We start from the raw sequence: 24,676 nt of genomic DNA, 5'->3' as shown, positions 1-24,676 counted from the left end.
GACATGGCGCTTCTGGACCTCCAGGGCCTCGAGATGGCCCCCGCCGACCGCACCGGCGGCGGCAGCCGGGCGAGCCTGCTGCTCTGCGGCGACAGCTCGCTGTCCGTCACGACCTGCAACTGAACCGAACGCCTTCACCGGCGACATGCAGGGCACGACCATCCGACCGACCAGCACACAAGGAGATGATCGACATGGCGCTTCTCGACCTTCAGGGCATGGAGATGGCCCCCGCCGACCGCACCGGCGGCGGAAGCCGCGCGAGCCTGCTGCTCTGCGGCGACAGCTCGCTGTCCGTCACGACCTGCAACTGATCAGGTCATCACGCGAGGCCCTGGGCGGATGGACGTGTCCGCCCAGGGCCGCACGTCTTCTGCGGGAGGACCGATGCGGACGCCGACCGGCTCCGACCGGCTGCTGCGCCGGGTGGTCCGCGACGGCGGCGGATGGACGGTCCTGCTCGGCGCGGTGGCGCTCACCGGCGCCGCCGCCGAACTCGCCCTGCCCGCCGCGCTCGGGCTCGCGGTCGACGCCGCCGTCGCCGGCGACGGTGGCGCCTGGTGGCCGGCCGCCGCCTGCGGCCTGATCGCCGTCCTCATGCTCACCGACATCCTCGGCGACGTGGCCAGCGGATACGGCGCGGCCCGGGCAACCGCGCGGCTTCGCCGGCGCCTGCTGCGTCACCTCTTCGCCTGCGACGTGCGCACCGTCCGCCGCCATCCGGTGGGCGACCTGGTCGGCCGACTCGTCGGGCAGGCCGCCGATGCCGGGCAGGCGGGCACCGCCGTGGTACTGGGCGTCGTCGCGCTGCTTCCTCCGGTCGGCAGCGTCGTGGCGCTCACCCTGCTCGAACCGCTGCTCGGCCTCACCCTCCTCGGCGGGCTGGCCCTGCTCACGCTGCTCATGCGCGCCTTCGTCACGGACGCCTCCGCCGCCGTGGCCGGCTACCAGCGGGTGCTGGGGGACATCGCCGGCCGGCTGCTGGAGGCTCTCGGCGGTGCCCGCACCATCGCCGCCGCCGCGACCGTCGACCGGGAACGCGACCGGGTGCTCGCGGCCCTGCCGGAACTGCGCGGGTACGGCCTGCTCAGCTGGCGGTTGCTGGCCAGGGCGAGCGCCCGCACCGCCGCCGTCGGCCCGCTGCTCCAGGTGGCCGTCGTGGCCGTCGGCGGGTATGCGCTGACCGTCGGCTGGCTCACCCCCGGCCAGCTCGTCGCCGCCGTGCAGTACGCGGCCCTCGGCGCCGGGCTCGGCGCGGTGCTGGCCACCCTGAACCGGCTGGTGCGCAGCCGCGCGGCGGCCAGCCGGATCGCCGAACCGCTGGCCCACCCCGTACGCCGCGACGGCACCGAGCCCCTGCCGCCCGGGCGGGGGGAACTGCGGCTGCGCGGGGTGGGCGTACGCGCCGACGACGGGCGAACGGTCCTCGACGGGATCGACCTGACCGTACCGGCGGGCGCCACCCTGGCCGTCGTCGGCCGCTCCGGCGCCGGCAAGTCGACCCTCGCCGCGGTGGCCGGCCGGCTGCACGACCCGGACAGCGGCGAGGTGCTGCTGGACGGGGCGCCGCTGCGCCGGCTCGCCCCGCCCGCGCTGCGCCGGGCCGTCGGCCACGCCTTCGACCGGCCCGTCCTGGTCGGCGAGACGGTGCACGACGCGATCGGGCTCGGCCTGCCCGCCACGGCGGCACGACCGCCCGCCGACGCCGCCCCGGCCACCCCGGCGGTGCTGGCCGCGGCGCGCGCGGCGCAGGTCGCCGACGTCGTCGCCCGGCTGCCCGAGGGCTTCCGCACCCGGCTGGCGGACGCGCCGTTCTCCGGCGGCGAGACGCAGCGCCTCGGGCTGGCCCGCGCGTTCCCCGCCGAGCGGCTGCTCATCCTCGACGACGCCACGTCCAGCCTCGACACCGCCACCGAACACCGCATCGCCCGCGCCGTGGCCACCGGCGCCGGCGGCCGTACCCGACTCGTGGTGACCCACCGCGCCGCGACGGCGGCGGCGGCCGACCTGGTGGCGTGGCTCGACGGCGGGCGGCTGCGGGCCGTGGCGCCGCACCGGCGGCTCTGGTCCGACCCGGCCTACCGGGCGGTCTTCGCGCCCAACGGGGACGCCCGATGAGCGGCCCCGGCGTACGCCGGACCACCTGGGCGGCGCTGCGGGCCCGCCGCCGGGCGCTGGGCCGGCTGGCCGCCTGGTCGGCCGTCGAGGCCCTGCCGGCGCTGCTCGGCGGCGCGCTCGTGGCCCGGGCCGTGGACCGGGGCTTCCTGGCCGGCCAGTTCGGCACCGGGCTGGCCTGGCTGGCCGGGCTCGCCGCGGCGGTGCTGGTCGGCGCGGCGGCCAGCGGCCGGGTGTACCGCAGCCTCGGCGCCGTGGTCGAGCCGTTCCGCGACGAGTTGGCCGCCCGGGTGGTGTGGGGGGCGCTGCGCGACGCCACCCGGGCCGGCGGCCGGGCGGACAGCGCCACCGTGGCCCGGCTGACCCATCAGGTCGAGGTGGTCCGGGACACCTTCGGCGGGCTGCTGCTGGTGGTCCGCGGGTTCCTGTTCACCGCCGGCGCGGCGCTGCTCGGCCTGTTCGCCCTGGCCCCACCGCTGGCGGGCGCGGTGGCCGCCCCGCTGCTGGTGGGGCTGGCCGTGTTCGCCGCGTCGCTGCCGGCCATGGTGGCGCACCAGCGGGCACAGGTGAGCGCCGGCGAGCGGCTCGGCCGCTCGGCCGCGTCGGCGTTGGCCGGGCACCGCGACGTCGTGGCCTGCGGCGCGCAGGAGCGCGTGGTGTCCGACGTGGACCGGCGGGTCAGGGCGCAGGCCGACGCGGAGCGGACGCTGGCCCGGATGGCGGCGCTGCGCAGCCTCAGCCTCGGGGTGGGCGGCTGGCTGCCCGTGGTGGTGCTGGTGCTGGCCGCGCCGTGGCTGGTCCGGCAGGGGCTCAGCGCCGGGGCCGTGCTGGGCGCGCTGGTCTACGTCACCACCGGGCTGCAACCGGCCCTGCACGCGGTGGTGCAGGGTGTCGGCGGGGGCGGTCTGCGCTACGCCGTCACCCTGGACCGGATCCTGCGCACCAGCCCGCCGCCGGGGCCCATTCCCCTGCCCTCCGCCGGCCCGGCGACCGACGGCGACCCGGCGACCGACGGCGCCGCCGACCCGGCGACCCGCGACGACGCCGCGTCGTCTCCCCTCGCCGCCGGCCCGCCGACCCGCACCGGCCCGGCCCGGCAAGCCGCCAGCGGCAGCGCGCCGCCGGCGGTCGCGCTGCGGGGGCTGACCTTCCGGTACGGCCCGCACGCCCGCCCCGTCCTGACCGACCTCACCCTGACCGTGGCGGCCGGCGAGCACGTGGCCGTGGTGGGGCCGAGCGGCGCCGGCAAGTCCACCCTGGCCGCGTTGGTCGCCGGGCTCGTGCCACCGGAGTCCGGCACGGTCCACCTGGCCGGCGTGCCGACCGCCGGCACCGCGCCGCAGGAGCTGGCCCGGCTGCGGGTCCTCCTGCCGCAGGAGGCGTACGTGCGCACCGGTTCCCTCGGCGACAACCTGCGCTACCTGCACCCCGGGGTGGACGACGCGACGGTCCTGGCCGCCGTACGCACCCTCGGCGCCGGTCCCCTGCTGAGCCGCCTCGGTGGCCTCGACGCCGACCTCGACCCCGCCGACCTCTCCGCCGGGGAGCGCCAACTCGTCGCCGCGGTCCGGGCCTACCTGGCCCCCGCGCCGCTGGTGATCCTCGACGAGGCGACGTGTCACCTGGACCCGACCCTGGAGGCGACCGTCGAGCACGCCTTCGCCCGCCGTGGCGGCACCCTGGTGGTGATCGCGCACCGGATCAGCTCAGCGACCCGCGCCCGCCGGGTGGTGGTCTTCGACGGCGATCGGCCCCTCGTCGGCACCCACGACGACCTGCTGGTGCGCTCGCCCGTCTACCGTGAGCTGGTCGGGCACTGGGAGGACGTGGCACCGCCGGCCCGCGTGCCACTCGGCCGGGCCTGAGCACCCGCCGCCGCCACCGTCGCGGTCCAGGCGCGGGTGCCGGGGCGGTCGTCAGATCCAGCCGGCCTCGCGGGCGACCCGCACGGCCTCCACCCTCGTGCGCGCGCCCGCCTTGCGGGCTATCCGGCCGAGGTGGTTGCGTACGGTCCCCGGGGCGAGCCCGAGCGTCCGGGCGACCTCCACGACCGGCGCCCCGGCCGCGGTCAGGTCGAGGATCTCGGTCTCCCGCGAGGTGAGCGGGCTGTCGCGGCTCAGTGCCGCCATCACCAGGTCGGCGTCGACCACCGACTCGCGACGGGCCAGCCGCCGGATGCCGTCCACCACCCGGTGCGGAGAGACGTCGCTGCCGAGGATCCCGACGGTGCGCCCCGGCACGAAGACCCGGTGCAGGCTGCGCGCCCGGCGCCGGTCGGCGAGCACCAGCAGCGGGCACTGCCCCGCCATGCCCGTCTCCCCGATGAGGTCGAGATCCACGACCGCGACGTCGGGACGCCGCGTTCGGACCGCCGGCGGCAGGGCGTCGCCCCGGTCGAGTTCCGCCACCACGCTGATGTCCGCCTCGGCGGCGAGGACGAGCGACAGGGCGCCACGGACCAGGGCACCGTCGAGAGCGAGCAGCGTACGGATCACCATTGACCCTCCGGAGCGTCGTCGGACAGATCACGGACCGTCAGAATCTAAACACGCTTCGGCCGGTTCCGCTCGGTGAGCGGTCCGCCACCGTCCAGGCTGGACGAGGAGGTGAACGGAACCGGCGCCCCACGGTGGACGCGACTACATCCAGCCGTCGCGTCGGGCGCGCCACACCGCCTCCATCCGGTTGCGCGCGCCGGTCTTGCGCATGACCGCCGACAGGTGGTTGCGTACCGTCCCGTGCGCCAGGTAGAGCCGGCGGGCGATCTCCTTGAGCGGCAGGCCCTCCGCGGCGACGCGCAGCACCTCCACCTCGCGACGCGTCAGCGGGCTCGACGCGGGCCGTAGCGCCGTCACGGCGGCGTCCGCGTCGATGACCTTCCCGCCGGCCGCGAGCTCCCGTACGGCGCCGACCAGCGCCTCCAGCGAGGCATCCTTGCCGACCAGGCCCCGTACGCCGGCGGCCAGCAGGTCCCCGATGAGCTGCTGGCTCCACCGCCGCCCCATGGCGAGCACGGCGGTGTCGGGCATGGCCTCGGTGATGTGGGCGACGACCTGGACCGGGTGCGGGGCGTCCGGCGCCAGGTCCACCAGCACCACGTCCGGCCGATGCCGGCGCACCAGGGCGGGCAGGTCCTCCACCCCGGTCACCTCGGCGGCGACCTCGATGTCCTCCTCGCTCGACAGTGCCGCGCACAGGGCGGTGCGCAGCAGTCCCATCTCCTCGACAACGACGACGCGGATCAACGCGTTAGCTCCGATCTGGGGGTGCGGGGGCGGCGATCGGTCCCGTTGACGGGACCCGGCAGGCCGGCCGGAGGGAACGACTGGATCATGAAGCGCGACAGACGGCGATCGGGCGGTCAGGGGCGTTCGGGCGGCCCGGCGCGCCGGAGTGCGGCCAGCGGGGCCGGACGACCGCGCGGGTGGGCCCGCCGGGACTCAGCCGGGGCGGGCACTCACCCCGGGAAACCGGTCGCCCGGGGCGGGCAGCGGTCCGCCGTCAGTCCTCGTCGAGCGCACGACGGACCGGGCGACGGGCACGCCGCACCGCCGCGGCCGGGAGGTGGTCTCGACCCCGGTCACGGGTGGACGACGAAACGTCGGGCGACGCACTGGACAGCGACCTCCCTCGTCGGACACGTCGACACATCGTAAAGATCTGCTTACCCGATTGCAGCTCGTGGATGCCTCGTGACGGATTGCCGACTGCGGGCTGACGGCTGGCGCGGCATGCGTTAGGGGCGCCACCGTGGCACACCGGGGCGCTCGCTGCCGCTGGTCGACCGGGGCGGCCCGACGGCCGGCCGCCAACGGAACAAGCCCTCCGGCGAGGGAGGGCTTGTTCCGTGCGGCACGAGGACGACCGGCGGTCAGGTCATGTCGTCGTAGCGGCGCTCGATCGGCGCTGGCGCGGCGACCGGCTCCGGGGCGGCGATCGGCGCGCTGGCGTCCACCCGCTGCCCGGCCTCCACCGGGTCGGGGTCGAGCGTCAGCGGCGAGACCTCGTCGTCGTCGATGCCGGCGTAGATCTCCTTGCCGCGTCCCCTGCGCTTGTCGTTGAGGAACGCCACCCCGACCGCCGCGAAGTAGAGCGCGCAGAGACAGAGCGCCAGCGCGGTCATCCCGAACGGGTCGGGGGTCGGCGTGACCACGGCGGAGAACGCGAAGAACACGAACACCGCGATCCGCCACCAACTCAGCAGCCGCTTCGCGCTGGCGATGCCGACGAAGTTCAGCATCAACACCAGCAGCGGGAACTCGAACGCCACCCCGAACAGCAGAATCAGGTTGGTGACGAACGAGACGTAACGGGTGATGTCCAGGGTCGTGTTGATGTCGCTGCCGGAGATGTCCAGCAGGAACTCCAGACCCTTCGCGGTCACGAAGTACGCCAGCACCGCGCCGGCGGCGAACAGCGGCGCCGCCAGCGCGGTGAAGACGTACGCGTAGCGCCGCTCGTGCCGGTGCAGGCCGGGCGCGATGAACGCCCAGAGCTGGTAGAGCCAGACCGGCGCGGCGATGATCAGCCCGACCCAGAGCCCGATCTTCAGGTTGAGCAGGAATAGGTCGGCCGGGCCGAGTTGGACGAAGTCGCAGGCACCGTTGGTCGTCCGCGCCTGCGGCAGATCGCAGTACGGCCGCTTCAGCACGTTCAGCACCGGCCCGGCGAGCCAGATGCCGAAGCCGAAGCCGACGAGGATCGCCAGCGACGCCTTGAACAGCCGGTTGCGCAGCTCGCGGATGTGCTCGATGAGCGTCATCGAGCCGTCGGCGGCCCGCACGAAGCTGCTCGGGCCGCGCTTCTTGAGGGCGAAGGCCACGGTCTCGGGCCCTTCGGTCAGTTGTCGCGGACGCGCTGCACCGGGTCGTTGACCGGGGGTGCGTACGGCTGCTGCTGCGGGGCGACGTGCGGCTGCTGGCCGGCGGGCGGCGGCGCGTACGGCTGGCCCTGGACGGTCTGCGGCGGGAGCGGCTGGTAGCCGGACTGCGCGTCGGCCTTCTCGGCGAGGTCACGGTCGTCGTCGTGCAGGCTCTTGGTCTCGGCCTTGATGATCCGCAGCGACCGGCCCAGCGAACGGGCCGCGTCGGGGAGCCGCTTCGCGCCGAAGAGCAGGATCAGCACGACCACGAGTACGGCGATGTGCCACGGCTTGAGGGCACCCATGGGAAGCTCCAGTCGCTCTGTGTCGTCGTGAGGGGTGTACCGCAGCCCATCGTACGTGCGCCGACGGCCGTTGCCACCCGCCGGGTGGTGGTGGTTCGTCCCGGCCGGTGAAGTCTTGACCAACGCGGGACGTCCCGTCAACCACCTGCCGCCGGATCGTTCCTGCGTGCAACCGGGCCGCTTCGCGCAGGAACCGGGCACCGACCGATCAGTCGCCGCGCTTCGCCTTGATCACGGCCATCCGCCGCTGAGCAGTGTCGAGCTGCTCCTGGAGGGCCTCCGCCCGCGCCTGGAGGGTCTCGGCGGTCGCCCGCAGCGCCTCCGCCTCGCCCGCCCGGCGTTGCAGGGCCACGGCCGCGCGACGCAGTCGGGGCAGCCGCGTCAGCACCGGCCGCAGGGCCAGGACGAACACGACGAGCGCGAACAGCACCACCGCGAGCACGATCCACTTCACCACGGCGGCCAGCCTACTGGGTGCCCACGGTCACCGCCGGGTCGGCCGGCGACACCGCCCGCGCCGTGGCCGCGACATCCGCCGGCCCGCGCGGTGCGGCCGGCGCCGGCGAGGCGTACGCGTCGAGGGCCGCGACCGCCGCGGCCCGGACCTGTTCGGCCAGCTCGACCGGCGCGACCACCGCCACGTCCGAACCCAGACCCAGCACGAAGCGGCGGGCCCAGCCCAGGTCGGTGACCCGCAGCGAGACCAGCCAGTGGTCGCCGTCACCGGCCTCGACCCGCTCGCACGGGTAGTACTCGGTGAGCCACCGCTCGCCCCGGCCGATGCGCAGCGTGATCAGCGGCAGGTCGGGCGACGGGCGGAACACGCCTTCGGTGAGGTCGTGCGGGCGGGCCTGCGGTGGCACGACGGCCCGCTCGTCCAGCTCGGTGACCGCGTCGATGCGGTCGGCCCGGAACAGCCGCACCGCCTCCGCCCGGCGGCACCACGCCTCCACGTACGCCCGCCCGCCGACCATGAGCATGCGCAGCGGGTCGACGACCCGCTCGGTGGTCTCGTCCCGCGCGGCCGTGTAGTAGGTGATGCGCAGCGCCCGGCCGCTCTCGACGGCCGACCGCAGCTCCTCCACCCGTCGGGTGTCGGCGGGCAGCCGGACCTCGACCGGCGCCGCCACCAGGTCACCGGCCGCGTGCTCGATCTTCGCGAGCGCCCGCTCGACGGCCTCCCGGTTGGTCACCCCGGGCGTCTCGGCGAGCATCCGCAGCGCCACCACCAACGCGAGGGCCTCGTCGGGGGTGAGCCGCAGCGGCCGGTCGATGCCGGCGTCGTAGGTGATCGTCACCCGGTCGCCGTCGAAGGCCATGTCGATCAGGTCACCCGGGCCGTAGCCGGGCAACCCGCACACCCACAGCAGCTCCAGGTCCTCGCGCAGCTGCCGCTCGGTGACGCCCAGGTCCCCCGCCGCCTCGGCGAGCTCGATGCCGGGCCGGGCCAGCAGGTAGGGCACCAGGTTGAGCAGCCGGGCCAGCCGGTCGGCCGACGCGCGGGAGCCGCCCCGGGCGGCCGGGCGGGTCACCGGACACCGCCGGCGACCGCGAGGTCCTCGTGCCGCGCGGCGATCTCCTTGAGCCGCTGGATCACCGCGTCACGCACCTCGGGGGGATCGAGCACCCGCACATCCGGACCGTAGCCGACGAGCTGCCCGGCGAGGACGTCCGCGTCGGCGTACGGCAGCACCAGCCGGTCGCCGTCGGGCCCGGCGGTGACGCCGACCGCCCAGCGGCGCAGCCCGGCCGCGCGCCCGGCGGCGACCAGCACGGTGGCCCGCCCGGTGCGCTCCGCCGGCCCCGACCAGCGGGCCACGTGGCTGATCAGGTCGACCCCGGCCGGCGGCTCGTAACCCCCCGGGGCGCCGGTCGCCCGGACCGTGCCGACCACCCGGGACAGCCGGAAGCAGCGCGTCGCCGCGCGGTCGAGGTCGTGCCCGACGACGTACCAGCGGCCCCGCCAGCAGACCACGCCCCACGGCTGGAGGCGGCGACGGGTCGGGTCGTCGCGGTCGGGGACCCGGTAGTCGAAGCTGACCTCGCGCCGGTCCCGGGCGGCCGCGGTGAGCGGCGCGAACGCCGGGTCCACCGTCACCATCGGCTCCAGGCCCAGCGTGGCCTGCGGATCCACGTCGACGCCGGCGGCACGCAGCTTCGCCAGCCCCGAGGAGGCGGCGGCGGCCAGGCCGGCGTGCTGCCACAGCCGGGCGGCGATGCCGACGGCGGCGGCCTCGTCCGGTTCGAGGGGGATGTCGGGCAGCGCGTACTCCCGGTGGGCGATCCGGTAGCCGGGCTCCGCGTCGAAGACGCTGGCCGTCCCGGTCTCCAGCGGCACGCCCAGCTCACGCAGCTCGGCCTTGTCCCGCTCGAACTTGCGCTGGAAGGCCTCGTGGTCACGCGCGTCGTCCGGATCGTGCTCGTAGCCCGGCACGGTCGCGGCGATCTGCGCGGCGGTCAGGAACCGTCGCGTGGACAGCAGGCAGATAACCAGGTTGACCAGGCGTTCGGTGCGGGTCCGCGACACGCGGTAGACGCTAGCAGCCCACGCGCCGCGCCCGTGCACCCACGCGGGCAGGACGTGGGGCGCGTCGCGACCGGCCGGCCCCGTCGCACGCCGGGCGGCGGACGGCGGACGGCGGACCGGCGACGACCCTACCGTGGCCCGGTGACCGCGCCGGAGCCCAGGACGGAGCGCGTCGGGACCGTCGTGGTGGCGGGCGCCGCCGGCCCCGGCGACGAGCGGAAGCCGGACGGCTCCGGCGGCTGACCCGCCCCGGGCGCGCCCGCCACGGACGGCGACGCTAGCGTGCCGGGCATGGTGCGATGGCGGTCGGGAACGGTGACGGCGCTGCGGCGGCAGTGGACCGGGGCGGTGGAACTGGACGTCGACCTGCCCGACGGCGCCACCGTACGGGCCCTGGCCTATCCCGCGCTCGTCGGCCGGCCCGAGCCCGGCGACCGGGTCCTGCTCAACGCCGGCGCGCTGCTGATGGGCCTCGGCACCGGCGGGTACGCCCTTGTCGTCGCGCTGCCCGACCGGCTGCCGCCGGACCCGCCGCAGGCCCTCGACAGTCGCGACGCCGGCCACCTGGTCAAGGCCCGCTACACCCCGTTGCAGCCGATCCTGCTCGGCGTCGACGAGGAGGCCTCGCCGCACCGGGAGGTCATGGCCGCCGCCGACGACCTGGCCGGCCTGCCCGTCGTCACCGCCGACCTGCACTCCGCGCTGCCGGCGATCCTGGCCGGCATCCACGCCGACGCCCCCGCCGCCCGGGTGGCATACCTGCTGACCGACGGCGGCGCCCTGCCGGCCTGGTTCTCCCGCACCCTCGCCGGGCTGCGCGGGCACCTCGTCGGTACGGTCACCGTCGGCCAGTCCTTCGGCGGGGACCTGGAGGCGGGCACCGTGCACAGCGGGTTGCTGGCCGCCCGGCACGTCCTGGGCGCCGACGTGGCGATCGTCGCCCAGGGGCCGGGCAACCTGGGCACCGGCACCCGGTGGGGCTTCTCGGGCGTGGCCGTCGGCGAGGCCGTCAACGCCGTCGCCACGCTGGGCGGGCGCCCGGTCGGCTCGCTGCGGATCTCCGACGCCGACCCCCGGCCCCGCCACCGGGGCGTGTCGCACCACAGCCTCACCGCGTACGGCCGGGTGGCCCTCGCCCCCGCCGAGCTGGTGGTGCCCGACGGCCTTGCCCCGGCGCTGGCCGGCGAGGTGGACGCGGCGCTGGCGCCGCTCGCGGCGCGGCACACCCTCGTCCGGGTGCCGACCGACGGGCTCGACGCCGCGCTGCGGGCCACGCCCGTTGCGCTGTCCACCATGGGCCGGGGCCTCGACGCCGACCATGCCTACTTCCTGGCCGCCGCCGCGGCCGGCCGGCACGCCGCGCGCCTGCTGACCTGAGCTCTCCCTCGGAGGCGGTCAGCTCGTGCCGTAGCCGTAGCGCACGATGTGCTCCGCGGTCTGCTCGTACACCCCAGGGTCCTCCGGGGCCAGCGTGCCCAGCCCGTCGACGTACCGGTTGAACATGCAGAACGCCGCCGCGATCAGGACCGTGTCGTGGATCTCCAGATCCGTCGCGCCGGCGACCCGGGCGGCCTTGACCAGCTCCGCCGTCACGTCACGGCCGCTGCGCTGCACCGCGCTGGCGATCTCCAGCAGCGCCCGCAGCTTGTCGCTGACCTCGGCGGTCGCCGGATCGGCGCGCACCTGGTCGACCAGCCGCATGCCCGAGGGGAGCTGCGCCGCCGCGAACGCCGAGTGCGACGCGCAGCAGAACCGGCACTCGTTGAGCCCCGACACGTACGCCGCGATCAGCTCCCGCTCACCGGGCGTCAGCGTCGGGTGCGGGGCGCGCAGCAGCGTCTCCGCGAGCTCGTTGAGCGGCTTGGCCGTCTCGGGGCGGAACCGCATCGGACCGTTGATGCCCGGATGCGCCCGCTCGTCGAGACCGAGGTCGATGTGTGCCATACCGCCACCCTCCCTGCCGCGACCACGCGGCGTGCGCGGCCGGTCACCGGAAACGCCGAACGGCACCACGGTTCCAGTTCCATCGGGGGCGCACAACTTCGAGATTGCGGCGTCGCCGCGCCGGTACGACCACGGGCCCGCAGCCGTGCCCGGTCGGCTACCGCCGGGCGTCGGCGTCGCCACGCCGGCAGCGGCTCAGACCAGGAAGATCAGGGCCAGCCAGGCCCCCACGATCAGCACCAGCGCGAGGGCCAGCACCCAGGTGGGCACCGTGTACTCGCCGCGCCGGTTGCGCTCGATCTCGGCGCGGATCTTCTCGCGGCGGCGCTCGGCCCAGTTCTGCCGCTGGCGGCCGCTCTCGGGGGGTTCGGAAGTCGTCATCGCGCGGTCAGCCTACCGGCCCCGCCGGCCCGGACGGCGCTCAGCACCACCCCGGGCCGGCGTCGGCGTCACATGCTGGCGATCAGCCGCTCCACCCGCTCGTCGTACGCCCGGAACGGGTCCTTGCAGAGCACCGTGCGCTGCGCCTGGTCGTTGAGCTTCAGGTGCACCCAGTCGACGGTGAAGTCGCGCCGCTTCTCCTGGGCGTGCCGGATGAACTCCCCGCGCAGGCGGGCCCGCGTCGTCTGCGGCGGCGTCTCCTTGGCCTCGAAGATCTCCGGGTCCGTCGCCACCCGGTCCACCTCCCCGCGCCGCTCCAGCAGCCCGTAGAGGCCCCGGCCGCGACGCAGGTCGTGATAGGCGAGGTCCATCTGCGCCACCCGGGGATGCGACAGCGGCAGGTCGTGCTTGCGCTGGTAGCGCTCGATGAGCCGCAGCTTCGTCACCCAGTCGATCTCCCGCGACACCGGCTCCAGGTCGCCGGTCTCCACCGCGCGCAGCACCCGGCCCCACAGCTCCACCACCCGCTTGGCGGTCTGGTCGCCGCCGCGCCGCTCCACGAACTCGGTCGCCTTGGCCAGGTATTCCTGCTGGATCTCCAGCGCGCTGACCTCCTTGCCGGAGGAGAGCCGCACCTTGCGCCGGCCCGTGATGTCGTGCGAGACCTCGCGGATCGCCCGGATCGGGTTCTCCAGCGTCAGGTCACGCATCACCACCCCCGCCTCGATCATCCGCAGCACGATGTCGGCGGTGCCGACCTTGAGCAGCGTGGTGACCTCGTTCATGTTGGAGTCGCCGACGATGACGTGCAGCCGGCGGTAGCGCTCCGCGTCGGCGTGCGGCTCGTCGCGGGTGTTGATGATCGGCCGACTGCGGGTCGTCGCCGACGAGACGCCCTCCCAGATGTGCTCGGCCCGCTGCGACAGGCAGTAGACCGCCCCGCGCGGCGTCTGCAACACCTTGCCCGCGCCGCAGATCAGCTGCCGGGTGACCAGGAACGGGATCAGGACGTCGGCCAGCCGGCCGAACTCCCCGTGCCGCGACACCAGGTAGTTCTCGTGGCAGCCGTACGAGTTGCCGGCCGAGTCGGTGTTGTTCTTGAAAAGGTAGATCTCGCCCGCGATGCCCTCGTCGTGCAGCCGCTTCTCCGCGTCGACGAGCAGGCCCTCCAGGATCCGTTCGCCGGCCCGGTCGTGCGCGACCAGGTCCACCACCGAGTCGCACTCGGGGGTGGCGTACTCCGGGTGCGAGCCGACGTCCAGGTAGAGCCGGGCGCCGTTGCGCAGAAAGACGTTGCTGGACCGGCCCCAGGACACCACGCGGCGGAAGAGGTACCGGGCGACTTCGTCGGGGGACAGCCGCCGCTGCCCACGGTAGGTGCAGGTGACGCCGTACTCGGTCTCGAGGCCGAAGATTCGCCGCTCCATGATGAGACATTAGCCGCCCGAGGCCCCAGATGGGCAGCGCACACCGCGCCCGTCTCACACCGGGCGCCCGCGGGCCGTCCCGGGGAGCCCGCCGCGCGACGACCGTCGGGCTCGCTCCCGGTTCCCGTACGCCCCGGCGTCCCAGGTGGACGCTGACCGCCGAAGGTCCCCGGGGCGGCCGGGCGGGGTGCGCCGAGGCGGGAAGGCCCCGTACGCCGGCCTCCGCAGGCCCGCTTGGAGACCCGGCGCTGGCAGTCGCCGGCCCGGACGGGCGCAGACCCGTACCAGGGCGGCGCGGACGGCGGGCGGACCATGCGAGGCCCGCAGGGCCGACTCGTCGTCGACCCGTAAGTGGAACGCGGGCGAGACGGAAAGCGGTTCAGGCGGCGGGCGCGGATCCGGGCGAGCGGTCGTTCGGGCGTGTCGACGCCCCGACCGCCCGCCCGGCACGTGCTGCCACTACGCCTCGGGGGCCTCGGGGGCCTCCTGGCCCTCCAGGTCCGCCGAGCCGGCCGACGTGGTGGGCTTCTTCGCCTCCTGGCTCGGCGAGGTCGGCGTATCCGGACGGGCCGACACCGGCTCCTCGGCCTTGTCGCCGTCGAGCAGCGCGGTCAGCGCGGCCCCGGTGATGCGGCGGAACGTCCGCCCCACCCGGCGCCGGTCCAGGACTGCCACCTCCAGCTGGTTGGCGGCGATGGTGCGGGCGGCGCCGCCCTCTCCCCCGACGCTGCTCAGCGCCTGCATCGCGACCTTGACCGCCTCACCCAGCGACATGTCCGGACGGTGGTGCGACTTCAGTACGCCGGTGATCGCCTCGGCCTGCCCACCCATGGCCATCCGGCCCGGCTCGTCGTTGACGGAGCCGTCGTAGGTGAGCCGGTAGAGCTCGTCGTCCTCGGCGGTGGTGCCGACCTCGGCCACGCAGATCTCCACCTCGAACGGCTTCGACTGCTCGGTGAAAATGGCACCCAGGGTCTGCGCGAACGCGTTCGCCAGGGCCCGGCCGGTGACGTCACGCCGGTCGTAGCTCAGGCCGTTCAGGTCGGCCATCCGCACCCCGGCACGGCGCAGGTTCTCGAACTCGTTGTAGCGGCCGACGGCGGCGAAGCCGATCCGGTCGTAGATCTCACTGACCTTGTGCAGGGCGCTGGAGAGGTTCTCGGCGACGAAGAGCACCCCGCCCTCGTAGCTCAGGACCACCGCGCTGCGGCCCCGGGCGATGCCCTTGCGGGCCAGCTCGGAGCGGTCGCGCATGATCTGCTCGGGCGAGGCGTAGAACTGCATGGCCACGGCGGCGGTTCTCCTTAGGGCGCTGTGCTGACGGCTGCTGACTGGTGCGGGCGGGAGCGGATCAACCGCCCGGGTTCTCCATCCGGCCGGAGACCACGCTCTCGGCGATCGCCGACATCTCCTCGTCGGTGAGCCGGTGGGTGCCCTCCGCCGTCGCCGTCATGACCACCGGGTAGATCCGCCGGATCAGGTCCGGGCCGCCCGTCGCGGTGTCGTCGTCGGCCGCGTCGTAGAGCGCCTCGACCGCGAGCCGGACCGCCTCGTCGATGGAGAGCCCCGGCTGGAAGCGCTTCTTCAGCGCCGACCGGGCGAAGAGCGAGCCGGAGCCGATCGCGTCGTAGCCGGTCTCCTCGTAGGGGCCGCCGGTGACGTCGAAGCTGAAGATGCGGCCGGCCCGCGCCGGGTCCTTCGCGGCCAGGTCGTAGCCGGCGAAGAGCGGGATCACCGCGAGACCCTGCATCGCGGCGCCCAGGTTGCCGCGGATCATCGAGGCGAGCCGGTTCGCCTTGCCGTCGAGCGAGAGCATCGCGCCCTCGATCTTCTCGTAGTGCTCCAGCTCCACCTGGAACAGTCGCATCAGCTCGATGCCGATCCCCGCCGTGCCGGCGATGCCGACCAGGGAGTACGCGTCGGCCGGGTGCACCTTCTCGATGTCGCGCTGGGCGATCAGGTTGCCCATGGTGGCCCGCCGGTCGCCGGCCATCACGACGCCGCCGGCGGCCGAGATGGCCACGATGGTCGTCGCGTGCGGCGCCATGTCGGCGGCCATACCCGGCGGCAGTGGCCGGCGGCCGGGCAGCATCTCGGGGGCCACCTTGCTCAGGAACGAGGTGAAGGAGGACGTCCCCGCGTTGGTGAACACATCTGGTAGACGCCCGGATGGATCAAAACCCGCTGCCACGTGGTTCCTCTCAGATATGTGATCGCCTCCGCCAGCCGCGACTGATCGTCACGGAACTGGCCGAGACCACCGTTGCAGTTGAAGCACAATATCCCGCGCACCCACCCGGTGCGATGATCGTGGTCCAGATGTTGGGGGTCCGGCGTGCCACAGATCGCGCAGACCCCACCCTGCTCGGCCAGGAGGTCCTGGAACTCTTTCTCGCCGATGCCGTAGCGTCGCCGCAGGTGGTATTCGCGACTGCCGCCGTGGAGCCGCGTCCGCGACTCCCTGCCCTTCTCGTTGTGGCAGGGCTTGCAGTATCGGCCGTGGCCGCCCCGCCCGGATCGGTTACGGGGAAAGTCCGCCAGCACCTTGACCGCATCGCACGCCGGACACCGGCGGTACCCCTCCGGCACCGCCGGTAGCCGGCGCACCTCACGCCCATCCCGTTCTCGGACGCGCTTCGCGTAGCTGGCCTTCGAACGCACATTGAAGCACGGTTTGCAGTAGCTGCCTCGACCGTCTGGTCTCCTGCTGTTGGCGCAGAAGTCCGCCAAGGGCTTCCACACGCCGCAGTCTCGGCAGAGACGCTCACCGTTTCGGTCATCCCACTGTCTAGACATGCCCGAAATGCCGGATAGAACCTATTCACCCCCTTTCTGTACATAGCCCCTGACGAATTCCTCGGCGTTCTCCTCGAGGACGGAGTCGATCTCGTCGAGCAGGTCGTCCACGTCCTCGGTGATCTCGGCGTGCCGCTCCGCCACCTCCGGGTTCGCCTCGGTGGTGACGTCCTCGGTCTCCTCGCCCTGACGCGACTTGCCCGACTGCGACTGCCCGCCGCTGTCACGAGTGGCCATTGCTGCCTCCTCCACGATCGCCCTGCGATCAACTTACCTCGCGCAGGCGACGAAAAGCCCGCCGCGCGCCGGCTTCGGCACACGGCGGGCAATCGACGACGACGCCTCAGCCGCCGGTGAGGGTCTCCAACAGGTCCTTCGCGCTGGGGCAGCGGTCGAAGAGCGCGCCCACGTGCTTGCGGGTGCCGCGCTCCGGCTCCATCATCGGCACCCGCACGAGCGACTCCCGGCCGACGTCGAAGATCACCGAGTCCCAACTCGCCGCGACGACCTCCGAGGCGTACTGGGCCAGGCAACGGCCGCGGAAGTAGGCCCGGGTGTCCTCCGGCGGTTCGGTCATCGCCGTACGCGTCTGCTCGTCGTCGAGCAGCGTCTTCATCGCGCCCCGGGAGACCAGCCGGTGGTAGAGGCCCTTCTCCGGGCGGACGTCGGAGTACTGGAGGTCGACCAGCTGGAGCTTGTGCGAGCCCCAGCCGAGCTGCTCGCGCTCCCGGTAGCCCTCCAGCAGCCGCAGCTTGGCCACCCAGTCCAGCTCGTCGGCGCAGAGCATCACGTCGCGGCCCAGCCTGTCCAGCACGCGCTCCCAGCGGGCGAGCACGTCGAGGGTCTGCTCGTCGGCGTCGGTGCCGTAGCGGTCGTCCACGAAGGACCGGACCCGCTCGTAGTAGGCCCACTGCACGTCCAGGGCGGTGAGCCGCCGCCCGTCGCGCAGCCGCATCCGGTGCGTCAGGGACGGGTCGTGGCTGACGGCGCGCAACTCGCTGACCGGGTCGGCGATGCCGAGGTCGGGCCCGAGCGCCTTCTCCTCGATCATCGTGAGGATCAGCGCCGTGGTGCCGACCTTGAGGTACGTGGAGATCTCCGACAGGTTCGCGTCGCCGATGATGACGTGCAGCCGGCGGTACTTGTCGGCGTCGGCGTGCGGCTCGTCTCGGGTGTTGATGATCGGCCGCTTGAGGGTGGTCTCCAGGCCGACCTCGACCTCGAAGAAGTCCGCACGCTGGGAGATCTGGAAGCCGCTCTGGCCGCCGTCCTGGCCGATGCCGACCCGCCCGGCGCCGCAGACGATCTGCCGGGTCACGAAGAACGGCGTCAGGTACGCGACGATGTCGGCGAACGGCGTCTGCCGGCGCATCAGGTAGTTCTCGTGCGAGCCGTAGCTGGCGCCCTTGTTGTCGGTGTTGTTCTTGTAGAGGTGGATCGGCTGGGTGCCGGGGATGGTGGCGGCGCGGCGGGCCGCCTCGGCCATCACCCGCTCCCCCGCCTTGTCCCAGCGCACCACGTCCAGCGGGTTGGTCACCTCGGGCGTGGAGTATTCCGGGTGGGCGTGGTCGACATAGAGCCGCGCCCCGTTGGTGAGTATCACGTTGGCCAGCCCGAGGTCCTCGTCGGCGAGTGCCTCGGCCGGGTCGTAGGCGGCGCCCGAGTAGGTGAAGCCGCGCGCGTCCCGCAGCGGCGACTCCTCCTCGTAGTCCCAGCGGGCGCGGCCGCCCCGGTTGAGTTCCGGGCGCGCCCCGTAGGCATTGACCACCTGCGAGGAGGTGACCATGGGGTTGGCCCCGGCCTGGCCGGGAACGGAGATGCCGTACTCGACCTCGGTGCCCATGATCCGTCTTACGCTCATCGACCTACCCGCTTCGCTCGCCCGACCCGGTCCCCCGTCACGTCGAGCGTAGTCGGCCGCGCGGCGGAAGGGGGCGCGGCGGACCGGGGCGACGGGGTACGGAGGCGGGCACGGACGGCACGGGGCCCGTGACGCGTCGCGCCACGGGCCCCGTGCGGGCGTCCGTCAGAGGTACTGGCCGGTGTTGCTGGCGGTCTCGATGGACCGCCCGGCCTCGGTGCCCTTGCCGCCGGAGACGAGCGTGCGGATGTAGACGATCCGCTCGCCCTTCTTGCCGGAGATGCGGGCCCAGTCGTCGGGGTTGGTGGTGTTGGGCAGGTCCTCGTTCTCCCGGAACTCGTCGACGCAGGCGTCGAGGAGGTGCTGGAGGCGCAGGCCCTTGCGTCCGGAGGTGAGGAACTCCTTGATGGCCATCTTCTTGCCCCGGTCGACGATGTTCTGGATCATCGCGCCGGAGTTGAAGTCCTTGAAGTAGAGGACTTCCTTGTCGCCGTTGGCGTAGGTGACCTCGAGGAAGCGGTTCTCCTCGGTCTCCGAGTACATCCGCAGCACGACCGCGTCGATCATCGCCGCGACGGTGGCCTGGGGGTCGCCGCCGTGCTCGGCCAGGTCGTCCGGGTGCAGTGGCAGCCCGGAGAGGATGTACTTGGAGAAGATGTCCTTGGCCGCCTCGGCGTCCGGCCGCTCGATCTTGATCTTCACGTCGAGTCGGCCGGGGCGCAGGATCGCCGGGTCGATCATGTCTTCCCGGTTGGAGGCGCCGATGACGATGACGTTCTCGAGCCCCTCGACACCGTCGATCTCGCTGAGCAGCTGCGGGACGATGGTGTTCTCCACGTCGGAGGAGACGCCGGAGCCGCGGGTCCGGAAGATCGAGTCCATCTCGTCGAAGAACACGATCACCGGGGTGCCCTCGCCGGCCTTCTCGCGGGCCCGCTGGAAGATCAGCCGGATGTGCCGCTCGGTCTCGCCGACGTACTTGTTGAGCAGCTCCGGGCCCTTGATGTTGAGGAAGAAGCTGGTGTGCTTCTCCTTGCCCTCCCGCTCGGCGATCTTCTTCGCCAGCGAGTTGGCCACCGCCTTGGCGATCAGCGTCTTGCCGCAGCCGGGCGGACCGTAGAGCAGGATGCCCTTCGGCGGGCGGAGCTGGTGCTCGCGGAACAGGTCGGCGTGCAGGAAGGGCAGTTCCACCGCGTCGCGGATCTGCTCGATCTGCGAGTGGAGGCCACCGATGTCGGTGTAGTCGACGTCGGGCACCTCCTCCAGGACCAGTTCCTCGACCTCGCTCTTCGGGATCCGCTCGTACGCGTACGCCGAGCGGGGCTCGATCATGAGCGAGTCGCCGGCCCTGATCGGCGAGCCGATCAGGGTGTCGGCGAGGTGCACGATGCGCTCCTCGTCGGAGTGCGAGACCACCAGGGCCCGGTCGCCCGGAGCGCCGTCGGGACCCGCGAGGATCTCCTTGAGCATCGCCACCTCGCCGACCCGCTCGAAACCGAACGCGTCGACGATGTTGAGTGCGTCGTTGAGCAGGACCTCCTGGCCTCGCCGCAGCTCGGCGACGTCCAGCGAGGGTGAGACGGCGACGCGGAGCTTGCGTCCGCCGGTGAAGACATCCACCGTGCCGTCATCGTGCCGCGCGAGGAAGACGCCGTAACCACTCGGCGGTTGCGCGAGGCGGTCGATCTCCTCCTTGAGCGTCACGATCTGCGCGCGAGCCTCCTTGAGGGTGCTCACGAGCCGGTCGTTGTTCTCGGTCAGCCGCGCCAACTGTGCCTGGGTGGCCGCCAGCCGCTCTTCGAGCTGCCGGACGTGTCGGGGGCTTTCGGTCAACTTGCGCCGCACCAGAGCGAGTTCCTCTTGAAGGAACGCGACCTGCGTGGAGAGATCGTGGGCCTCCTTCTCCCACCGTGCGGCGCGCGAGTCCGCGTCGTCGCTGCGTGCCACGTCCCACCTCCCCGGGGGGCTTGAACGTTCTGCCCTAACACTAGCCGCTATGAGGCCGATTCGGTCCCACGCAACGCCCTCGTCACCGAACCTTGATCGCGAAGGGTGGCCCCGGGGGCCGGTCCGGGCGTTCGGGTACCGTCGGTGCGTGGGTCGGGAGAACATGGGGGGTGCGCCGTGGCGGAGGTCGTGACGGATCAGCTGCAGGTCTGGGTTGACCAGGATCTCTGCACGGGCGACGGGCTCTGCGTGCAGTACGCGCCCGAGGTCTTCGAGTTCGACGTCGACGGGCTCGCCTACGTCAAGGGCTCCGACGGTGAGCTGCGGACGGCGCCGGGCAGCCGGGTCGACGTGCCGGAGCACCTGCGCCTCGAGGTCATCGACTCGGCGAAGGAGTGCCCGGGCGAGTGCATCCACGTGCTGCGCGGCAGCGACGGCGTCGAGGTGGCCGGCCCGGAGGCCGAGGAGGACTGACGGCGGCGTCCTCCCGCGCCGCCGGGCACGGGAGGACGACCGGACCGTGTGCCGCCCCCGGGGGGCGACGCCCGGGCGTACGGCTCAGAGCATCGGGCGGCCGACCACCGAGGCGACCAGGCGGGCGAACTCCTCCAGCCGGGCGATCTGCCCCGCGCCGCCGTCGTCGAGGGTCTTGCCGAAGCGCAACGCGTCGTGCCGGGGCCCGCCCACCGCCTCGTCGCTGGGCGGGGCCTCGTCCAGCGAGGTGAGCAGCAGGTAGACGTCGATGCTGTCGACCCGGATCCCGCCGTCGTCGGCGCGGGTCAGCCGGCGCCGGCAGCCGACCTCGGTCACCGTGGAGATCGGCACCACCCGCAGCGACGAGGTCATCGACCCCGGTGGCCCCTCCCCCGGCGGCACGTCCTCACCGTGCCAGAGGACGAGCCGGCTGCCGTCGCAGACCACGACCTCCTGCCACACCCCGTTGACCTCGTTGACGAAGCGTTCCAGCGTGAAGCCGAGCACCGACGCGCCGCCCAGCACCCCGCCGAGCGCCTCCAGCGCGACGTCGGGATCCCGCAGGTACGCCCGGGCCGCCGATTCGAGGTCCTGGTAGGGCGACCAGTCCGGGAACACCGCCGGCAGGTCGCCCCCGCCGAAGCCGGGCCGGCTCATTCCACCTCCCCGTGCCCGGCCCGCCGGCACGCGCCGACGGGCGGGATCCGTCCGTTCACTCCTCGTCGCCCCGCCGCGCCGTCACGGCCGTTCCGCGTCCTCGGTGGCCGCCTGCCGGGCCTGCCGGGCGGCCTCCGCCTCGCGCAGCGCCTGGCGGCGTTCGGCGTACGCCTCGGCGCCCTTGCTGGGCTTGCGGCGCCGCGGCGGCGCGGTGACGCCGGGGGCGAGCTTACGCGCGGAGACCAGGAACGCGGTGTGCGCGATCATGCGGTGGTCCGGTCGCACGGCCAGGCCCTCGGCGTGCCAGTCGCGCACCAGCGACTCCCAGGCCCGCGGCTCGGTCCAGCCGCCGCGCTCGCGCAGCGCCTCGACCAGCTCGGAGAGCTGCGGGGTGGTGGCGACGTAGCCGATGAACACGCCGCCGGGCACGAGGGCCCGCTCGACCATGTCGAGGGTCTCCCACGGGGTGAGCATGTCGAGGATGATCCGGTCGAAGCCGGTCTCGGCGCAGCCGGCGACGTCGCCGACGTGCAGGTGCCACGCGGGGTGCGGCCCGTTGAAGAACGCCTCGACGTTGCGCCGGGCGATCTGGGCGAAGTCGTCGCGCACCTCGAACGAGTGCAGCTCGCCCCCGGTGCCGACCGCGCGCAGCAGCGAGCAGGACAGCGCGCCGGAGCCGGCGCCGGCCTCCAGGACCTTGGCCCCGGGGAAGATGTCGCCCATGGCGACGATCTGGGCGGAGTCCTTCGGGTAGATCACCTGGGCGCCGCGCGGCATGGAGAGCACGTAGTCCGACAGCAGCGGACGCAGGGCCAGGAAGGCGGTGCCACCGCCGGTGGTGGTGACCACGCTGCCGTCGGGCAGGCCGATGAGCGCGTCGTGCTCCAGGATGCCGCGGTGGGTGTGGAACGCCTTGCCGGGCTCCAGGGTGACCGTGTGCATCCGCCCCTTGGGGTCGGTCAGCTGCACCCGGTCGCCGGGCCGGAACGGGCCACGGTGCACGGGGGGCAGCGCCGGGGTGGCGGCGGGCACCGGGACGCCCGGGTCGGCCGGGGCGGCGGGGGGAGTTGCGGTCACGTGTTCATCTTCCGTTGAGGTTCGAGGAGCTGAGCCAGATCCGCGATGTGCAGAACGCCCACGACATCTTCGCCTGAGGTCACCACGTACTGCGCGCCCGGGTGGGTCTGCACGGTCTCCATGACGCGCTCCCCGTCGAGCCCGACCGGCATCGTCGGCAGGTTGGCCAGGGAGCGGGCGACCGCGTCGACGGCCAGCCACGGGCGGCGTTCCGCGGGTACGGCCTGCGCGGCGGCCGGGTCGACCAGGGCGACCGGCCGCCCGGCGGTGTCGGCGACCACGAGGGCCGCGCCCGGGGTGCCGCCCTCGGCGCGGCGGCGGTGCGCCTCGGCCAACGGCGTGCCGGTCGGCACGGCGAACACGGGCCGGGCCAGCCGGGACAGGTCGATCAGCGGGAAGCGGCGGCTGATCCGGGCCATCCGGATCGACTGGCCGGCGCCGCGCCACAGCGTGAACGCGACGAGCAGCATCAGCGGCAGCGCCAGTGGGGCCAGGTCACGGGTGAGGGTGAGCAGGACGACCAGCGCGGCGGTGCCGGCGGCGACGGCGCGCCCCACCCAGCCGGCGACCTCGGTGCCACGGTGCCGGTCGCCGGTCGCCGCCCAGACCGCGGCCCGCAGCGCCCGGCCGCCGTCGAGCGGCAGCCCGGGCAGGCTGTTGAACAGCGCGACGATGACGTTGCTCACGGCCAACTGGAAGGCGAGCTGGTTGGCCAGGGTGCGGTCGGGCAGGGCGAGGGTGGCGGCGACCGCGAGGGCGCCGAGGACGGCGGAGACGGCCGGGCCGGCGAGCGACACCAGCAGGTCGATCCGGGGTGTCGGGGCGTCGCGGTCCATCTCGGTGTAGCCGCCGAGCAGCTCCAGGGTGATCCCGCGCACACCGATGCCGTAGCGGCGGGCGGTGAGGGCGTGGCCGAGCTCGTGCAGCAGCACCGAGCCGAGCAGGGAGACCACGAAGCCGAAGCCGATGAGGTAGCCGGCGAGCTGGGACAGGTCGAGCTGCCGGCGGGCGAACTCGGCGTACAGCACGGTGACCAGCAGGGTGAGCAGCACCATCGAGCCGTTGAGGTGCAGCGGCACCCCGAACACCCGGCCCACGCTCAGGCCGCCCCGCGCGTCGGGCCGGCGGCGCGGTCGCCTCGTCTGCTCCATCGGCTCGATGCTACGCGGCGGAGATCATGCGCCGTCGCGGCGACGGGACCACGCGCCGGCGCGGCGAGGCGATCATGCGCCGGTGCGGCGACGGCGGTGGTGTCACACCGGTGCCCTAACCTTCGGGCATGACGGCGCAACCGGTGACCACGCAGCAGTCCTCGACCCCGGCCGACGTCCCGGCCGACGTCCCGGCGACCGTGCGGGCCTCGCTGTCCCCGTCGCGGGCGGCGGATTTCAAGACCTGCCCGCTGCTCTACCGGTTCCGCAGCATCGACCGGCTGCCCGAGCGGCCGACCGTCGAGCAGGCCCGGGGCACGCTGGTGCACGCGGTGCTGGAGCGGCTGTTCGACCTGCCGGCCACCGGGCGCACCCCGACGGCGGCCGGCGACCTGGTCGGCCCGCAGTGGGACCGGTTGGTCACCGAGCAGCCGGAGCTGGCGGCGCTGTTCGCCGACGGCGACTCCCCCGCCGCGGCCGAGTTCCTCCGCTCCGCCGCCGCGCTGCTTGAGGGCTACTTCGCGGTGGAGGATCCGCGCCGGCTGGAGCCGGCCGAGCGGGAGAGCCTGATCTCGGCGGTGGTCGACGAGGAGCTGCTGATCCGGGGCTACGTCGACCGGCTCGACGTGGCGCCCGACGGGGCGCTGCGGGTGGTCGACTACAAGACCGGCGGCGCACCGCGGGAGGCGTTCGAGGCCCGGGCGTTGTTCCAGCTCAAGTTCTACGCGCTGGTGCTCTGGCGCACCCGGGGTGTGGTTCCCCGGGTGCTGCGGCTGCTCTACCTCAAGGACGCGGAGGTCTGCGACTACGCCCCCGACGCCGACGAGCTGCTGCGATTCGAGCGCACGGTGGTGGCGTTGTGGCGGGCCATCGAGCAGGCGACCGCGCAGCAGGACTTCCGCCCCCGGCCGAGCCGGCTGTGCGACTGGTGCAGCCACCAGGCGCTCTGCCCGACCTACGGGGGCACGCCGCCACCGTTTCCGACCCTGGCGGCGCCGGACCCGCTGCGCGACGCCCGGTCGCACCCGACGCCCCCGGGCGCCGACGAGTGACCCCGAGGCCCTCACCCGACCGGCGCCGACGGGGATGAGGGGCTCTCCTCCTGAGGGAGGAGGCCGAGCTCACCGCCGGCGACGATCAATCGGGCGGGCCG

At 73.8% G+C, this 24,676-nt stretch carries 26 protein-coding genes; 7 read left to right on the top strand and 19 right to left on the bottom strand.

Features of this window, described 5'->3' with window-relative positions; all coding sequences use genetic code 11:
* Positions 1-3: 3 nt before the first annotated feature.
* The 4 genes from ACTMS2_RS25485 (at position 4) to ACTMS2_RS25470 (ending at position 3,980) form a co-directional block, all read left to right on the top strand.
* The gene (locus tag ACTMS2_RS25485; RefSeq protein ID WP_013734295.1) at positions 4-123 is read left to right on the top strand and encodes a SapB/AmfS family lanthipeptide; all 120 of its coding nucleotides are present in this window, start codon (positions 4-6) and stop codon (positions 121-123) included.
* Between the two features lie 71 nt (positions 124-194).
* The gene (locus ACTMS2_RS25480) at positions 195-314 is read left to right on the top strand and encodes a SapB/AmfS family lanthipeptide (RefSeq protein WP_089003486.1); all 120 of its coding nucleotides are present in this window, start codon (positions 195-197) and stop codon (positions 312-314) included.
* A gap of 73 nt (positions 315-387) precedes the next feature.
* Entirely contained in the window at positions 388-2,118 is a 1,731-nt protein-coding gene (locus ACTMS2_RS25475) for an ATP-binding cassette domain-containing protein (protein ID WP_441177662.1), read from the top strand.
* A complete protein-coding gene (locus ACTMS2_RS25470) occupies positions 2,115-3,980 on the top strand; it encodes an ATP-binding cassette domain-containing protein (protein ID WP_441177661.1) in 1,866 nt (621 codons plus the stop codon). Before ACTMS2_RS25475 ends, ACTMS2_RS25470 begins: the two co-directional genes overlap by 4 nt.
* A gap of 51 nt (positions 3,981-4,031) precedes the next feature.
* Here ACTMS2_RS25470 and ACTMS2_RS25465 read toward each other — a convergent pair whose 3' ends face one another.
* The 7 genes from ACTMS2_RS25465 to ACTMS2_RS25435 all read right to left on the bottom strand — a co-directional run bounded on the left by ACTMS2_RS25465 (position 4,032) and on the right by ACTMS2_RS25435 (position 9,808).
* The gene (locus tag ACTMS2_RS25465; RefSeq protein ID WP_441177660.1) at positions 4,032-4,613 is read right to left on the bottom strand and encodes a response regulator transcription factor; all 582 of its coding nucleotides are present in this window, start codon (positions 4,611-4,613) and stop codon (positions 4,032-4,034) included.
* Positions 4,614-4,754: 141 nt separating this feature from the next.
* Complete coding sequence (locus tag ACTMS2_RS25460) at positions 4,755-5,360, bottom strand: response regulator transcription factor (protein WP_441177659.1); 606 nt, start codon at positions 5,358-5,360, stop codon at positions 4,755-4,757.
* 626 nt (positions 5,361-5,986) lie between these two features.
* Positions 5,987-6,937 (bottom strand): twin-arginine translocase subunit TatC, encoded by a 951-nt coding sequence (tatC, locus tag ACTMS2_RS25455; protein ID WP_441177658.1) that lies wholly within the window; start codon positions 6,935-6,937, stop codon positions 5,987-5,989.
* Between the two features lie 17 nt (positions 6,938-6,954).
* Entirely contained in the window at positions 6,955-7,281 is a 327-nt protein-coding gene (gene tatA, locus ACTMS2_RS25450) for a Sec-independent protein translocase subunit TatA (protein WP_121398247.1), read from the bottom strand.
* Positions 7,282-7,489: 208 nt separating this feature from the next.
* On the bottom strand, positions 7,490-7,738 hold the full coding sequence (locus tag ACTMS2_RS25445; protein WP_441177657.1) for a hypothetical protein: 249 nt from the start codon (positions 7,736-7,738) through the stop codon (positions 7,490-7,492).
* Between the two features lie 10 nt (positions 7,739-7,748).
* The gene (locus ACTMS2_RS25440) at positions 7,749-8,813 is read right to left on the bottom strand and encodes a helix-turn-helix transcriptional regulator (RefSeq protein ID WP_441177656.1); all 1,065 of its coding nucleotides are present in this window, start codon (positions 8,811-8,813) and stop codon (positions 7,749-7,751) included.
* Positions 8,810-9,808 carry a helix-turn-helix transcriptional regulator gene (locus ACTMS2_RS25435; protein ID WP_101409810.1) on the bottom strand — a complete coding sequence of 333 codons (999 nt, stop codon included), beginning with the start codon at positions 9,806-9,808 and terminating at the stop codon, positions 8,810-8,812. Before ACTMS2_RS25435 ends, ACTMS2_RS25440 begins: the two co-directional genes overlap by 4 nt.
* Before the next feature lie 291 nt (positions 9,809-10,099).
* On the opposite strand from ACTMS2_RS25435, the gene ACTMS2_RS25430 reads away from it, so the two are divergent.
* Positions 10,100-11,185, top strand: coding sequence for a DUF3866 family protein (locus ACTMS2_RS25430; protein WP_441177655.1), 1,086 nt, complete (start codon positions 10,100-10,102; stop codon positions 11,183-11,185).
* 18 nt (positions 11,186-11,203) lie between these two features.
* On the opposite strand, the gene ACTMS2_RS25425 is transcribed toward ACTMS2_RS25430, so the two are convergent.
* The 9 genes from ACTMS2_RS25425 to arc all read right to left on the bottom strand — a co-directional run bounded on the left by ACTMS2_RS25425 (position 11,204) and on the right by arc (position 20,164).
* On the bottom strand, positions 11,204-11,752 hold the full coding sequence (locus ACTMS2_RS25425; RefSeq protein ID WP_441177654.1) for a carboxymuconolactone decarboxylase family protein: 549 nt from the start codon (positions 11,750-11,752) through the stop codon (positions 11,204-11,206).
* 195 nt (positions 11,753-11,947) lie between these two features.
* Positions 11,948-12,133, bottom strand: a complete 186-nt coding sequence (locus ACTMS2_RS25420) for a hypothetical protein (RefSeq protein WP_089000436.1) — start codon at positions 12,131-12,133, stop codon at positions 11,948-11,950.
* Between the two features lie 68 nt (positions 12,134-12,201).
* Entirely contained in the window at positions 12,202-13,560 is a 1,359-nt protein-coding gene (pafA, locus tag ACTMS2_RS25415; protein ID WP_357881540.1) for a Pup--protein ligase, read from the bottom strand.
* Positions 13,561-14,019: 459 nt separating this feature from the next.
* On the bottom strand, positions 14,020-14,850 hold the full coding sequence (gene prcA, locus ACTMS2_RS25410; RefSeq protein ID WP_441177653.1) for a proteasome subunit alpha: 831 nt from the start codon (positions 14,848-14,850) through the stop codon (positions 14,020-14,022).
* A 61-nt stretch (positions 14,851-14,911) separates the two neighbouring features.
* Positions 14,912-15,751, bottom strand: coding sequence for a proteasome subunit beta (gene prcB, locus ACTMS2_RS25405; RefSeq protein ID WP_192581475.1), 840 nt, complete (start codon positions 15,749-15,751; stop codon positions 14,912-14,914).
* Entirely contained in the window at positions 15,670-16,356 is a 687-nt protein-coding gene (locus ACTMS2_RS25400; protein ID WP_441177652.1) for an endonuclease VII domain-containing protein, read from the bottom strand. Before ACTMS2_RS25400 ends, prcB begins: the two co-directional genes overlap by 82 nt.
* A 21-nt stretch (positions 16,357-16,377) precedes the next feature.
* Complete coding sequence (locus ACTMS2_RS25395) at positions 16,378-16,593, bottom strand: ubiquitin-like protein Pup (RefSeq protein ID WP_363899676.1); 216 nt, start codon at positions 16,591-16,593, stop codon at positions 16,378-16,380.
* A 106-nt stretch (positions 16,594-16,699) separates the two neighbouring features.
* Entirely contained in the window at positions 16,700-18,217 is a 1,518-nt protein-coding gene (gene dop, locus ACTMS2_RS25390; protein ID WP_121398237.1) for a depupylase/deamidase Dop, read from the bottom strand.
* 165 nt (positions 18,218-18,382) lie between these two features.
* Positions 18,383-20,164, bottom strand: coding sequence for a proteasome ATPase (gene arc / locus ACTMS2_RS25385; RefSeq protein WP_089000441.1), 1,782 nt, complete (start codon positions 20,162-20,164; stop codon positions 18,383-18,385).
* Between the two features lie 177 nt (positions 20,165-20,341).
* Between arc and ACTMS2_RS25380 the strand changes: the two genes are divergently transcribed.
* The gene (locus tag ACTMS2_RS25380; RefSeq protein ID WP_441177651.1) at positions 20,342-20,638 is read left to right on the top strand and encodes a ferredoxin; all 297 of its coding nucleotides are present in this window, start codon (positions 20,342-20,344) and stop codon (positions 20,636-20,638) included.
* Between the two features lie 84 nt (positions 20,639-20,722).
* On the opposite strand, the gene ACTMS2_RS25375 is transcribed toward ACTMS2_RS25380, so the two are convergent.
* The 3 genes from ACTMS2_RS25375 to ACTMS2_RS25365 form a co-directional block, all read right to left on the bottom strand.
* Entirely contained in the window at positions 20,723-21,295 is a 573-nt protein-coding gene (locus tag ACTMS2_RS25375; protein ID WP_441177650.1) for a hypothetical protein, read from the bottom strand.
* Between the two features lie 81 nt (positions 21,296-21,376).
* Positions 21,377-22,372 (bottom strand): tRNA (adenine-N1)-methyltransferase, encoded by a 996-nt coding sequence (locus tag ACTMS2_RS25370; protein ID WP_441177649.1) that lies wholly within the window; start codon positions 22,370-22,372, stop codon positions 21,377-21,379.
* Positions 22,369-23,460 carry a M50 family metallopeptidase gene (locus ACTMS2_RS25365; RefSeq protein WP_441177708.1) on the bottom strand — a complete coding sequence of 364 codons (1,092 nt, stop codon included), beginning with the start codon at positions 23,458-23,460 and terminating at the stop codon, positions 22,369-22,371. Before ACTMS2_RS25365 ends, ACTMS2_RS25370 begins: the two co-directional genes overlap by 4 nt.
* Before the next feature lie 191 nt (positions 23,461-23,651).
* Between ACTMS2_RS25365 and ACTMS2_RS25360 the strand changes: the two genes are divergently transcribed.
* Entirely contained in the window at positions 23,652-24,575 is a 924-nt protein-coding gene (locus ACTMS2_RS25360) for a RecB family exonuclease (RefSeq protein WP_441177648.1), read from the top strand.
* Positions 24,576-24,676 lie beyond the last annotated feature (101 nt).

The sequence above is a fragment of the Micromonospora sp. SD12 genome (genome assembly GCF_052068495.1).
Lineage (GTDB): Bacteria > Actinomycetota > Actinomycetes > Mycobacteriales > Micromonosporaceae > Micromonospora > Micromonospora echinofusca.
The sequence above is the reverse complement of the archived record's forward strand: the minus strand, read 5'-3'. Positions and strand labels throughout refer to the sequence as shown.